The sequence below is a fragment of the Enterococcus sp. S183_ASV_20 genome, assembly GCF_018919685.1.
Lineage (GTDB): Bacteria > Bacillota > Bacilli > Lactobacillales > Enterococcaceae > Enterococcus > Enterococcus faecalis.
In genome coordinates this window covers 1-13416 of the sequence record NZ_JAHLRI010000059.1, presented here as the reverse complement: position 1 = coordinate 13416, position 13416 = coordinate 1, and the positions used below count along the sequence as shown (strand labels likewise).

Below are 13416 nucleotides of genomic sequence, written 5' to 3'. Positions count from 1 at the left end.
AGTTAAAATAGCTACTTCGATTTGTTGAACACGGATTTGTTCCATCATATCTTCCATTGGATAAACCGGAATACCGTCAACAATGCGTCCTACAATATCTTCATTCACATCAAATGCGCAACTTACACGAATACTGTTGCTTTGATGGAATTTGTACTTTAATAAAGCACTTCCTAAATTACCAACCCCGATTAATGCGACATTGGTTAACTCATCTTCATTCAATGTTTTTGCAAAAAAGTTCATTAAGTTTTCAACATCATAGCCGTACCCACGTTTACCTAATTCACCAAAATATGAAAAGTCACGACGAATAGTCGCACTGTCTACTTGTACCGCTTCACTTAATTCAGTTGATGAGACTTTATTTTTTCCTGTATCATGTAACATTCTTAAGTAGCGATAATATAAAGGAAGGCGTCGCGCCGTTGCTTTTGGAATAACTTGATCTTTCACAATTGGACCTCCAATACTTTCACTTAAATCTTATCCATTAACATAATAGCAGTTTTTCACAATAAAAAGCAATTCTATGGCTCAAAAATAGCATTTTTCTTCAAAAGTTTGTGATAAAAGGTATAAACCTTCACAAAGCATTTTTTGATACGTGCTATTTTAGCAGATTTTATGCTACACTAAGGGCAATGAATTTAGAAATGAGGACTACTGATGATTTTATTACAAGCAAATCAAGTTGCCCGGCATTTTGGCTCGGAAACATTGTTTGAAAACATACATTTAGAAATTGCAACAAAAAGTCGGATTGCCTTAGTTGGTCGTAATGGTGCTGGAAAATCGACTTTTTTAAAAATCATTGCAGGCATTGATGCTCCCGATAGCGGAACCATTGCCAAAAATAAAACTGCTACGTTAGGTTATTTAGCTCAAAATACCGGCTTAGAATCAGATAAAACCGTTTGGGATGAAATGACAAAAGCCTTTGCTGACATCCTAGAAATGGAACAGCGTATGCGAGAATTAGAAACCAAAATTAGTGAAATGGAGCCAACCACTTCCGTTTATGAAGGAATTTTAAAAGAGTACGATCAATTGCAACATACGTTTTCTGAAAAAAATGGCTACGGCTATGAAAATGAAATTCGCTCAGTCCTTCACGGCTTTGGCTTCGATGAATCCTTTTACACGAAAGATATTCAAACCTTATCTGGTGGTCAAAAAACCCGGCTTGCATTAGCGAGAATGCTTTTACAAAAACCAGATATTTTAATTCTGGACGAGCCTACAAACCACTTAGATATCGAGACGCTTTCTTGGCTGGAATCTTATTTGCCAAGCTATGCCGGCGCCCTATTGATTGTTTCCCACGATCGTTATTTTTTAGATAAGGTAGTTAATGAAGTTTATGAACTGAGCCGCAAAAAAATGACTCACTACAAAGGAAACTATTCCAAATACTTAGAGTTAAAAGCAGAACAATTAGCCAGTGAATGGAAAGCGTATGAAAAGCAACAAGAAGAAATCAATAAGTTAGAAGATTTCGTTGCCAAAAATCTGGTTCGTGCATCTACAACGAAACGTGCACAAAGTCGCCGAAAAGTATTAGAAAAAATGGACCGTTTAGACCGACCTCAAGGAGATGAAAAATCGGCGCATTTTCTTTTCGATAGTGAAAAAGTCTCGGGAAATGTTGTTTTACAAGTCGAAGATGCCGCCATTGGTTACGACCAAGAACATATTTTATCCGAACCTATTCATTTGGATATTCGTCGCAAAGAAGCCATTGCCTTAGTCGGACCGAACGGAATTGGTAAATCTACTCTCTTGAAATCAATTATTGATCGCATTCCTTTCATTAAAGGAAGTAAAACTTTTGGCACCAATGTTTCTGTAGGTTACTATGACCAAGAGCAAGCCAATTTACATGGCAATAAAACGGTCTTAGCGGAATTATGGGATGAACACCCAACCACACCTGAAAAAGAGATTCGAAGTATTTTAGGCGGCTTTCTCTTCAGTGGAGACGATGTTGAAAAAACGATTCCTTTATTAAGCGGTGGCGAAAAAGCACGTGTGGCATTAGCAAAATTAGCGATGGATCGTGACAATTTCTTGATTCTCGATGAGCCAACCAACCACTTGGATATCGATAATAAAGAAGTTTTAGAAAATGCGCTGATTGATTATGAAGGAACCATCCTCTTCGTTTCCCATGACCGTTACTTTATCAATCGAATTGCAACAAAAGTTGTTGAGCTTTCTGAAAAAGGCAGCAAACTTTATTTAGGCGACTATGATTATTATTTAGAAAAGAAACAAGAGGAAGAAGAAATCGCTGCCCTCTTAGCTAATGAAGAAGCGGCGAAAAAACCCGAACCAGTCACAGCCAAAAATACCTTTTATCAAAACAAGGAGCAACAAAAATTACTCCGTACTTTGCAAAGAAAAATAACACAAGTCGAAGAAAATCTTGCTCAGCTAGATACGACAATTGCACAATTAGAAGCACAAATGAGTCAACCAGACATTCTAGAAAATCATGTTGAATTGCTGGCTTTAAACCAACAATTAGATGATGCTCGTCAGCAACAAGATGAACTACTTGAGCAATGGGAAAATTTCAGTTTAGAATTAGAAGAAATGGAAAATAACAATTAACGGAGGGATTCACTATGGCTTCCAAAAAAATCAGTTTAACGAAGCCCAAATATCAACAAATCGCCGTTGATGTTGCGGAAAAAATTGCAGAAGGCAAATTACATGTCGGAGATAAAATCCATGCCCGTTCCACCCTAGCTAACCAATACCAAGTGTCGCCAGAAACAGCCCGCAAAGCCATTATCGTTTTAGTTGATTTAGAAATCGTTAAAGCCAAACACGGTAGCGGCTTCTATGTGGCATCAAAAGAAAAAGCGCAGGACTTTGTGACACAATATCAAGACGTTCAAACGATTGCTGAAATTAAAGAAGAATTGCTAGATAGCGTAGCGAAACAAAAAGAAGAACTTACTCATTTTTCTAGCATTCTAGATACTCTTGTTGAACAAACAAAGCGTTTTGATTCTTTCAATCCAATGAATCCTTATTCATTAGTTTTAACAGAAGAAGCTGCTTATCTTGAGGCGACGATTAGCGAAATGAATTTTTGGCAAAACACTTCGGCAACGATTATCGCCATCAAACACAAAGAAGAGCTTCTGGTCTCACCTGGTCCATATGCAAAGATTTCGTTGAACGACACACTTTATTTTGTTGGACATGACGAATCAACCTTACAACGAGTGCAGAATTTCTTTTATCCTTAAACAAAAAAGTGACTACTTATCTTGCGGTAAATAGTCACTTTTTTTATTTATTATTTCTATTTTTCATAAAAACCCACTATAAAACCTAGTTAAAATACTGTTTTTCTTCATTTTCAGAAAGATTTTCATCTAATTTGACAAAGTGACAACTTTATAGTAGTCTGATGTAGTCACTTTTTTTAATGAGGAGGAACAATGATTTGCCAAAAGTAAAAGTAAATCACCTTACCAAGATCTTTGGTAAGAAAACCAAACCGGCACTTGAAATGATTCGTGCCAACAAAAGTAAAACAGAAATTTTAGAAAAAACGGGTGCCACAGTCGGTGTTTATGATGTAAATTTCGAAGTTGAAGAAGGCGAAATTTTCGTTATTATGGGGTTATCAGGAAGTGGAAAATCAACATTAATTCGTTTATTAAATCGTTTGATTGAACCAACTTCAGGAAATATTTATATTGATGGACAAGATATTTCTTCTTTAGATAAAGAAGGATTACGTGAAGTACGTCGAAATAAAATGAGCATGGTTTTCCAAAACTTTGGTCTTTTCCCCCATCGAACTATCTTAGAAAATACGGAATATGGTTTAGAAATTCGTGGTGTTCCTAAAGAAGAACGCCAAGCAAAAGCTGAAAAAGCCTTAGAAAATTCTAGCTTAATTGCTTTTAAAGACCAATTACCAAGTCAATTATCTGGTGGGATGCAACAACGTGTCGGCCTTGCTCGTGCCTTGGCTAACGATCCAGAAATTTTATTAATGGACGAAGCGTTCTCTGCTCTTGATCCGTTAATTCGTCGTGAAATGCAAGACGAACTATTAGATTTACAAGAAAATGTCAAAAAAACCATTATCTTTATCACACATGATTTGAATGAAGCTTTACGAATCGGCGACCGGATTGCTTTGATGAAAGATGGTCAAATTATGCAAATTGGGACTGGAGAAGAAATTTTAACCAACCCAGCCAACGAATATGTGCGAACCTTCGTTGAAGATGTGGATCGTTCAAAAGTCTTAACTGCCCAAAATATTATGGTACCTGCTTTAACTACTAACATTGAAATTGATGGCCCAACTGTTGCTTTAAAACGGATGCGTCAAGAAGAAGTGAGTATGTTACTTGCCGTGGATAAAAAACGCCAACTAAAAGGTGTTGTACGCGCAGAAAAAGCTTTAGAAGCGCGTAAAAACGGGACTTCTCTTGTAGAATGTGTGGATCCAGAAATTCAAACAATCGACAAAGATATGTTAGTGAATGATATTTTCCCACTGATTTATGATGCACAAACGCCTCTTGCCGTGACTGATAACGGCAAACTATTAGGCGTGGTCATCCGTGGTAGCGTACTTGAAGCACTTGCAGAAACAGAGGTGAACGAACATGAATAAGTATCAATTACCTGTCGCGTCTTGGGTTGAAAGTTTTACTGATTGGTTAACTTCAACATTTGCTGGATTATTCAGCTTTTTACAAACAATTGGTCAAAGTGTAATGGACAACATTACTGCCTTACTAACAGCCGTACCACCACTTGTGCTGATTGTGCTATTAACGATTGCTGCTTTCTTTATTTCTAATAAAAAAATTGGCTTAAGTTTATTCACGTTTATCGGCTTAATGTTTATCTATAATCAAAACTTATGGAACGATTTAATGAGTACCGTTACGTTAGTTTTACTTTCTAGTGTTATTTCCATTATCATTGGTGTGCCACTAGGGATTTTAATGGCGAAAAGCGAAAAAGCCAAAAGTATCATTACACCGATTTTGGACTTCATGCAAACAATGCCTGGTTTCGTTTACTTGATTCCAGCCGTTGCATTCTTCGGAATTGGTATGGTTCCTGGGGTCTTCGCCTCTGTTATCTTCGCTTTACCACCAACCGTACGCTTTACGAACTTAGGAATTCGACAAGTGCCAAATGAACTTGTTGAAGCAGCTGATTCTTACGGTAGTACTGGCTGGCAAAAATTATTCAAATTAGAATTACCTTTAGCGAAAAACACGATTATGGCTGGTGTTAACCAAACAACCATGCTAGCCCTATCAATGGTAGTTATTGCTTCAATGATTGGTGCGCCTGGATTAGGACGTGGTGTCCTTTCCGCTTTACAACGTGCACAAGTCGGGAACGGTTTCGTAAATGGTGTGGCTTTAGTTATTTTAGCGATTATCATTGACCGTTTTACTCAACATTTAAATAATAAAAAAGCAGCCCCTAAAGCAGCTGGTGCCACCTCTAAAAAGAAAAAATATGGGATTATTGCAGCGGTTGTTGTAATTGTTGCTGGCTTAGTTGGTGCTTCAATTTTTACAACAACAAATGATAAGCAAATTTCCCTTTCTTATGTGGAATGGGATACCGAAGTAGCCTCCACACATGTGGTTGCCGAAGTCTTAAAAGATATGGGGTATGATGTTAAAACGACTCCTTTAGATAACGCAATCATGTGGGAATCTGTAGCTAAAGGTGAAACAGATGCCATGGTTGGTGCGTGGCTGCCAGGAACTCACGCAGAGCAATATAAACAATATAAAGATAAATTAGACGACCTTGGTGAAAACCTTAAAGGCGCGAAGTTAGGAATTGTCGTCCCTTCTTATATGGATGTTGATTCTATCGAAGATTTATCTGATCAAGCTGGGAAAAAGATTACTGGAATTGAACCTGGTGCTGGTGTTGTTGCAGCAGCAGAGAAAACTAAAGAAGCTTATCCTAATTTGAAAGATTGGTCTGTTGAAACTTCTTCATCAGGTGCCATGACTGTCGCCTTAGGACAAGCAATTAAAAACAACGAAGACATCGTTATTACTGGCTGGTCTCCTCACTGGATGTTTGCAAAATATGATTTAAAATATTTAGCTGATCCAAAAGGCACTATGGGCGGCGAAGAAGCGATTCACACAATGGCTCGCCAAGGCCTAAAAGAAGATCAACCAGAAGCTTACAAAGTGTTAGATAATTTCCATTGGACCACTAAGGATATGGAATCTGTCATGTTAGAAATTAACGAAGGCAAAGACCCACAAGAAGCTGCACGTGATTGGGTTGATTCACATAAAGACCAAGTAGCAGAATGGAAAAAATAATTCTTAACAAATGACTTCCCCATCTATTAAAAGAGGACGTTGAACAAATTGTTCAACGCCCTCTTTTTTCGAAAAAAAAACCACTCAGTTGGGTAGACTGAGTGGAAAGGAGTTATTTTTACTTGAGGAGTAAAAATGAAAAGTGTTTATGTTGGGTGTTTTGTTGGTATGCTTATATATTAACGAGAACCTGTGAATAATTTGTGACGAAAACCTTGGAAATTTGCTACGAATTACTTAAAAAAGTTTAAATGTGTCTCACCCTAGTTAATCGATACAGTGATTATTTCTTTTTAGCATTTTGGATGGCTTTAAATAATGTTGAAAATTGTCCTTTGAAAGACATCACATCATCAAAGATATCAACACCATCGTTTAACATTTTGACGGTAACCCAGCCAAGCGCTTCCGTAATTGCTACCGCAACTGAAGCATTGACCATGCCACCAGTCACAGTTCCGACAACAGGAATCACTTTTAGAATATTCCCGACTGCGCTCTTACCTAAACTAACCACTACTAATTCTTTGGTTAAACTTTTCCCTAAGCTTTCAGACCAAGACTGACCAAAAATTTTATGCAGCCGTGACATCATAGTTAATTGAACAGGTACCAATAAAAAAGCATCCGAAAATGGAATTGGTGAAAACCCAATAATTGCTGCTGACAATGCAGCAAAATGAATCGTTTGATGACTTTTCTTTTTCACGTCAGGTGAAACACCAGCCAAAAATTCATCAAATACTTTGTCGAGTTGTGTTTGACTGTTCGTCACTAATTGTTCTGCTTTACCTTTAGAAGTTGCGAAAGCATTCATTATGGCCGTAGACGTTTTTTGTGGAAATTTTTTCAAGACATCTTGAAAAAAAGAACGAAATTCTGGGTCTTCTATCACTTCTTCTGGTACTTCTTTTGTTAGTTCATTTATATTTTTTTTCGATTTTTCAGATTTAATTTTACTTTTAAACATAGAATCCCCCTTTATGCTTTCACTGTAATAAAGTATATCATATTTTAATTTTTAACATGACTAAAAGACTTTACAATCTTTTAGAGTAGAAAAACCAATTTTTTTTATGATCAATGTAGTGTGCTTCTATAAGTATGTTATAATTAAGAAAAAAATTGAAAGGACTTTTATCTTGAATAAAAAAAACAACACCTTTTCTTGTTTTTTAAATAACTACAAGAATCTTATCTTATCTATTGGAATTATTTTACTAACAGCTTTTTTGATTATTTCTGCTCAATTATTCAGACATTCAATTATTTTAGGCTCTGATAATAATTTCTTCATGAATAAAATTTATGAAAGTTATATGCAACAAAAGACAGGAACTTATAACTATTTTCAATCTGTTTATGGGTTTCAACAGTCTGGAAGAATTATTAACGCTGTTTATGCACCAGACTTTTCTTTTATTTTAGGAGGTCTGTTAGCAATCGCTAAAAATTGGTTTAGATTCCAAGTTCTATCTGGATTTTTTTGCCTTTTCTCTGCTGGGATATCAATGTTTGTTTTAGGTCGTTATTGTAAAATCACCTATAAATATTCTGTGAGTATGTCTTTATTATATATGTCAACAAGTGCAATTAGTGTGTTTATTACATCCGAAGCTTCATCTGGTTGGGCTAGTGCAATTTTACCTTTAGTCTTTATTCCTGCAATTAAAATGGTCACCGATAGTTCAAGACCTATTCAGCCAGTATTGTTATCTTTACCTGTAGTACTGATTATAAATTTGCACGTTTTCAGTACCTTTCTTGTCATTTTAGCGTTAATTCCTTTTTTTATAATAGGAATATTTAAAACAAAAGATAAACTAAAAATGCTTATTGATGCGTTTTTGGCAGCTTTACTCACACTCTTATTAACTTCACGTTTAATTACAGGAATGTTAGAAGTCTTCACGACAAATCAGTTATTAAAACCTTATTCTGTAGACAAAATGTTGCCGTATAGTATGAAAGTTTCTTTAGATGTCCAAGGATGGTCTTCTTTAGGTATTTTTTTTACAATTATATTTCTTTTTCTTTGTATTCTAACTATTTTTAATTGGACAACTATTCCATTTATTGAGAAAGTACTAAACAGTATAGGGTTATTCTTTCTTTTAATTTCTTCGAACCTTTTACCTTGGGATGATATTCCTAGGCTGATACCTATAATCCAAGGAATCCAATTTCCACAACGATTTGCTAGTGTATCATTTGTATTACTAATTCTAAGTTTCACGTTATTTTTGCAAAGAATCAGTTTTAACAAATTTCATTTGTATAGCTATAGCACTATAATTTACATGACCGTATCTATACTTTCTTGTTTGCTTATCCATCAAGCAATCCTCTCTAGCGCAAATACTTGGCATTCAAATAAACCTTTATCTAATGATAGCAGCTCCTTGAAGACAAAAATAAATGATATGACTAAAGTGAAAGAATTATATGGTGGAAAAAATGAGCTAGGTGATCCACTTAAAGTAGTTATTAAACCGTTAACTGATTATTTACCTATAAATAATCAATTGCAACAGAAAGAGTCCCCCTACACAACATACTGGAATGAAGTTGCTAACAGCAATCTAAAAGTGGCAAAACATGTTCTTTCTGACGGAAGGCTCCAATTGAATTGGACAAATGAATCCAATGAATCAGTTGAAACTTTACTTCCAGCAATTGCTTATTCTAGAAGTGAACTTTGGTTGAATGAAAAAAAACTAAGTACTTCTCAATATAAAACTTCTACTATTGGGAGTATCATTCTCCAAGCAGTGCCTGGTAAAAATTCGTTAGTGCTAGGATATAAACCAACCACTGCTTTCATTATTACAAAATATGTCCAAAATATTTCTTACATTTGCTTAGTTCTTTATCTTATCTATGCAGGAATTTATAAAATAAAAAAACGTCATTAAAAAAATAAAACGAGTCGGAAATTATCTTCCACTCGTTTTATTTTTTATCCACAATACACCGTCAAGTGTTTAGGCAAAATTTTCAGCGTAATTGGCAAAGCAGCTCCTTCATCACCATCCACATTAGTGGTTAATTCTTCTTGGTTTTCTAAGGAGATTGTTCCTTCTTTAAAGGTTAGGTAAACTAAATTATCAGTGGACTGGTCGACGCCTTTTAACAAATCTGGGACTGCTTTTACTGCATCCCATAATGATTGATCTTTTAAATAAACTAAATGAAGTTTGCCATCATCCACTTGGGCCTCTGGTAATAATGTTTCAAACCCACCGATTGAATTCGTTAAGCCAACTAAAACGGTACTACTTTCAATGGTTTGTTCTTTTTGATCCAAGCTTAAATGAAAAGGATACGTTTGAGCATTCGCTAAATGTTTGGCACCTGAAATAAAATAAGCGAGTTTTCCTAACTTCGTTTTTTGTTCAACGTCCACGTCGTTAATTGACTCTGGAATCGTCCCAATTGCAACGACATTCATAAAGTAGTCGTCATTGATTTTCCCCACATCTAAAGCACTGGTTTTTTCTAAATCTAATTGTTGAATCGCTTCTTCAGGGTCCATCGGTAAATTCAAGGCTCGCGCTAAATCGTTCACCGTTCCTAAAGGAAAAAAGCCAAATTTTGGGCGGTAAGCTTGTTCTGCCAACCCGCTAATTCCTTCATTAACGGTTCCATCTCCCCCCATTACGAAAACACTGTCGAAGTGACTTTCCGCAGCTTCACGGGCAAATTGTTCTGCATCGCCGCCTTTTTCTGTTTGTTTCACTACAACTTCATCAAATAACTGCTTTAATTTTTCTTCTGCTAACGTTTCAAATTCTTTGGCTTTTTCACCACCAGAACTGGGGTTAACAATTAAAACTGCTTTTTTCACTGGCACCACTCCTCATTGATATCTAAATCGTTTGATTCCTTACAATTATTATAAAAGATATTTTTAATTCTGGCGAAAAATATGCTGACACTTGCTTAACAAACAAGCATTCCTGCTCCTCACTACTTTTCAAAACGTTCTTTAAAGCAATAGGCAAAATAATAGAACAATTTCCAAAAATCTTGCCAAACTTTTGGATCCATCCCCGTCAATTCATGAATTCGTTTCAAGCGGTAATTCAATGTATTTCGATGGATATGTAATACTTGTGAGGTTTCATTGATGTTTAAGTTATGATTGGCGAAAAAAATAACGGTTTCATAGTATTCATCATAAATCGTCTGGATGGTTTCAAAAAAATCCAATTCAATATGAAAAGGAAAATTAAAAATTCCTTGAATGAAAAAATCTTCTGCTTGGTAAAACTTAGCCTTTTCTAATTGGAGAAACGATAGAAGTAAATACGTGTTTTGTGCCTCTTGGACCATTTGTTGAATCGTGGCTTTTTCCGAACTTATCACAAGATATTCTGTTACTGGCTTTGTTATCTGAGGTGGTTCAGAAGTAATCACCAGATAACAATTTTCCCATTCAAATATTTCATGGCCAGGATAATAACTGGATAATAAGCGCTTGTCCTTGGTCAGTACACAATGATTCTGGTCGTCTAATTGAAGGTTATATAGTTCCAACGCTTCAAGTTTTAAGGCTTCTGAGTAAGCAGAATCAACATGCATTAAGTGCTGGATAAACTGATTTTTTTGTTTTTTCTTTTTTTCGCGTTCTTGTTGTGTATTTAATTCTTCTGTCAGTAAAAGAACAATCGAGCGCACAAGCTTGGTAAATTTGCGCACCTCGTCTGGTTCTCCTGAAATGCCTACGACACCTAGAATGTGATCATTCAAAATAATCGGTTCATTGGTGCCTTTTTTCTCTAAAGAAGTATCTTTATAAATTTCAATATTTTTTCGTTCATTGATGGCTCTTTCTGCGCCACGATGGCGCTCCCCAATTCGAGCAGAATCTCCACTCGCAATAATTTTTCCTCGTTCATCCATAATATTGATGTTATAAGGAATATCTGCCATCAACTTTTCAACAATTTTATTTGCTTGGATTTTGTCTAATTTTAACATTGCTATCGCCAACTTTCTAAAAAGCGAGTAGCGTTTGGGACATAAGCCACAATGACTTATGTCCCAAACGCTTAATTCTTCAGATCAACGACTGAACATTTTTATTTCAGCTTTCATTACTGATGATACCATGGTTAGTTCTTAGTCACAAGGCACCAGCTGTAATGTACGAGCAATATTTTCAACGGTTCTTTCTAAGTTAACTGGTCCATTTTTCAATGCTGCTTCCAATGGTTCGGCTTTGGCCAAAATTCCAAAAATAGCCGTCATCCCTTCTTCATAGAGGACATCCACATCTTTGCCGATATAGCCAGCACAAGCGAAAACCGGTTTTTGATACTTCTTGGCCAAACGCGAGACGCCATAAGGGGCTTTGCCGAATTTTGTTTGAAAATCCATCCCACCTTCACCAGTAAAGACATAATCAGCGGCTTTTATTTTTTCTTCTAATTGATTCACTTCTACGACAATATCAATCCCTGGGCGTAACTGAGCTTTTGTGAATGCTAGTAACCCTGCACCCAAACCACCAGCAGCTCCTGCGCCTGGCATCATCTCAATATCAATGCCGATTTCTCTTTTGATGATCGCTGCATAATGGGCTAAGTTTTTATCTAATTGAGCCACCATTTCTTCTGTCGCACCTTTTTGCGGGCCAAAGACATGAGACGCCCCTGTTGGCCCTGTTAGTGGGTTATTCACATCACTTGCTACTAGAACTTCGGTAGCAAAAATACGTTGATCAAACTGTGTTAAATCGATCTGCGCCAGTTTATCTAATGCACCACCGCCACGTTTCAATTCTTGTCCTTCCTTGTCTAACAAACGCGCACCAAGTGCCTGAATCATACCTGCACCCCCATCATTTGTCACGCTACCACCAATGCCGATAATGATTTTTTTTGCCCCATGATTGAGCGCATGTTGAATCATTTCTCCTGTACCATAAGTAGAAGTGATCAAGGGATTACGTTCTGCTGCTTTGACCAATTCAATTCCGTTGGCTTTCGCCATTTCAATGACCACCGTTTCTTGGTCACCTAATAAGCCGTAATAGGTTTCAACGATTTGATCAGGAAGCGGTCCTGCCACACGCACTGGTACTCTTGTGCCTCCTGTTGCATCCACTAAGGAATCCACCGTTCCTTCCCCGCCGTCTGCCATCGGGACATGTTGAATGTCTGCATCTTTAAATACAGCTAAAATCCCTTTTTCCATTGCCAGACAGGCTTCTTTTGCACTCATACTTTCTTTAAATGAGTCTGGAGCCAAAACAAATTTTTTCGTCATCTTTTCGCGCCTACTTTCCAACTAGTTTAAAATAAAGCCATATAAAATGGTTGCAACAATCGTCATTACCCCACCGACACACATTTCATAAGGAATCACTCGAATTCTTTCTTTAATCGTCATATTCATACTTTGTGCCGTAATATGGAAATAATTGCCTTGAGGAACACTATCAATCACAGTTGCCCCAGTATGCACCATGACTGCTGCTGAAAGTGAAGATGTGCCCATATCTAAAATCGCTGGTCCAAAAGAACCTGTCGCTAAAATAACCGCTGTGGATGTTGAACCAACTGCTAAGCCCATTAAAATACCAGAAATCGGTGCCAAGAAGGTTCCAGAAATTCCCATAACAGAAATTAAGTGGACAATTTGTGTTGATAAATCAGAAACAGAAATTAATCCAGCAATTGCACCTGCACCAATTAAAATTAAAACGGTATCGGTTACTCTCTTCAAGCCAGAAGATGCATAAAAGGCCAGTTGTTTTGTTTGCCCAATCGCAATTGTCCCAACAACTGAAGCGAACGGCAAAATATACAGAGCATCAATATTCAAACTTTTGATGAAAGAAATATTTAAAACGGCGCCAATCGGATTAAGTAATAATAAGACAATCGCTAACACTGGCGCGATTAACGCCTTTTTCAAAGGTAATAATTCTTTTGTTTGTTCCTCCACAAGATCCGTTTCTTTGACCATTGATCCTTTACTTCTCATGATATTTGCAAAAACAACAGCTGTAATTAAGCCAAATACGGCTGGAATAAAGCCAGCAATCATAACG

Annotated in this window: 10 protein-coding genes and 1 pseudogene; 5 read left to right on the top strand and 6 right to left on the bottom strand. The window is 36.6% G+C overall.

Annotated features, from left to right (window positions below):
- A partial coding sequence (locus tag KQI94_RS13365; RefSeq protein WP_216454499.1) for a redox-sensing transcriptional repressor Rex occupies nt 1–456 on the bottom strand: 456 nt, incomplete at its 3' end.
- Between the two features lie 213 nt (nt 457–669).
- On the opposite strand from KQI94_RS13365, the gene KQI94_RS13360 reads away from it, so the two are divergent.
- The 4 genes from KQI94_RS13360 (at nt 670) to KQI94_RS13345 (ending at nt 6356) form a co-directional block, all read left to right on the top strand.
- Nucleotides 670–2616 (top strand): ABC-F family ATP-binding cassette domain-containing protein, encoded by a 1947-nt coding sequence (locus tag KQI94_RS13360; RefSeq protein WP_002368879.1) that lies wholly within the window; start codon nt 670–672, stop codon nt 2614–2616.
- Between the two features lie 14 nt (nt 2617–2630).
- On the top strand, nt 2631–3263 hold the full coding sequence (locus tag KQI94_RS13355) for a GntR family transcriptional regulator (protein ID WP_002356525.1): 633 nt from the start codon (nt 2631–2633) through the stop codon (nt 3261–3263).
- 200 nt (nt 3264–3463) lie between these two features.
- Nucleotides 3464–4654, top strand: a complete 1191-nt coding sequence (locus KQI94_RS13350) for a glycine betaine/L-proline ABC transporter ATP-binding protein (RefSeq protein ID WP_002388977.1) — start codon at nt 3464–3466, stop codon at nt 4652–4654.
- The gene (locus KQI94_RS13345) at nt 4647–6356 is read left to right on the top strand and encodes an ABC transporter permease/substrate binding protein (RefSeq protein WP_002356521.1); all 1710 of its coding nucleotides are present in this window, start codon (nt 4647–4649) and stop codon (nt 6354–6356) included. Before KQI94_RS13350 ends, KQI94_RS13345 begins: the two co-directional genes overlap by 8 nt.
- Before the next feature lie 283 nt (nt 6357–6639).
- On the opposite strand, the gene KQI94_RS13340 is transcribed toward KQI94_RS13345, so the two are convergent.
- Nucleotides 6640–7326 carry a YcjF family protein gene (locus tag KQI94_RS13340; protein ID WP_002389811.1) on the bottom strand — a complete coding sequence of 229 codons (687 nt, stop codon included), beginning with the start codon at nt 7324–7326 and terminating at the stop codon, nt 6640–6642.
- Nucleotides 7327–7498: 172 nt separating this feature from the next.
- Here KQI94_RS13340 and KQI94_RS13335 point away from each other — a divergent pair, with 172 nt between their 5' ends.
- Complete coding sequence (locus KQI94_RS13335) at nt 7499–9271, top strand: cell division protein (RefSeq protein WP_228770509.1); 1773 nt, start codon at nt 7499–7501, stop codon at nt 9269–9271.
- A gap of 44 nt (nt 9272–9315) precedes the next feature.
- Here KQI94_RS13335 and KQI94_RS13330 read toward each other — a convergent pair whose 3' ends face one another.
- From KQI94_RS13330 to KQI94_RS13315, 4 genes and pseudogenes are all read right to left on the bottom strand, one after another.
- Nucleotides 9316–10203, bottom strand: a complete 888-nt coding sequence (locus KQI94_RS13330; protein ID WP_002368875.1) for a diacylglycerol kinase family protein — start codon at nt 10201–10203, stop codon at nt 9316–9318.
- A 122-nt stretch (nt 10204–10325) separates the two neighbouring features.
- Nucleotides 10326–11339 (bottom strand): sugar diacid recognition domain-containing protein, encoded by a 1014-nt coding sequence (locus tag KQI94_RS13325; RefSeq protein WP_002356518.1) that lies wholly within the window; start codon nt 11337–11339, stop codon nt 10326–10328.
- 141 nt (nt 11340–11480) lie between these two features.
- Nucleotides 11481–12629 carry a glycerate kinase gene (locus tag KQI94_RS13320; RefSeq protein ID WP_002368873.1) on the bottom strand — a complete coding sequence of 383 codons (1149 nt, stop codon included), beginning with the start codon at nt 12627–12629 and terminating at the stop codon, nt 11481–11483.
- A gap of 21 nt (nt 12630–12650) precedes the next feature.
- Nucleotides 12651–13416, bottom strand: a pseudogene (locus tag KQI94_RS13315) (GntP family permease); the annotation flags it as partial.

What these genes read in the sequence shown, in the direction of transcription:
- KQI94_RS13360 (WP_002368879.1), top strand. Translation starts at nt 670, where the DNA reads ATGATTTTATTACAAGCAAATCAAGTTGCCCGGCATTTTGGCTCGGAA.
- KQI94_RS13355 (WP_002356525.1), top strand. Translation starts at nt 2,631, where the DNA reads ATGGCTTCCAAAAAAATCAGTTTAACGAAGCCCAAATATCAACAAATC.
- KQI94_RS13345 (WP_002356521.1), top strand. Translation starts at nt 4,647, where the DNA reads ATGAATAAGTATCAATTACCTGTCGCGTCTTGGGTTGAAAGTTTTACT.
- KQI94_RS13340 (WP_002389811.1), bottom strand. Translation starts at nt 7,326, where the DNA reads ATGTTTAAAAGTAAAATTAAATCTGAAAAATCGAAAAAAAATATAAAT.
- KQI94_RS13325 (WP_002356518.1), bottom strand. Translation starts at nt 11,339, where the DNA reads ATGTTAAAATTAGACAAAATCCAAGCAAATAAAATTGTTGAAAAGTTG.
- KQI94_RS13320 (WP_002368873.1), bottom strand. Translation starts at nt 12,629, where the DNA reads ATGACGAAAAAATTTGTTTTGGCTCCAGACTCATTTAAAGAAAGTATG.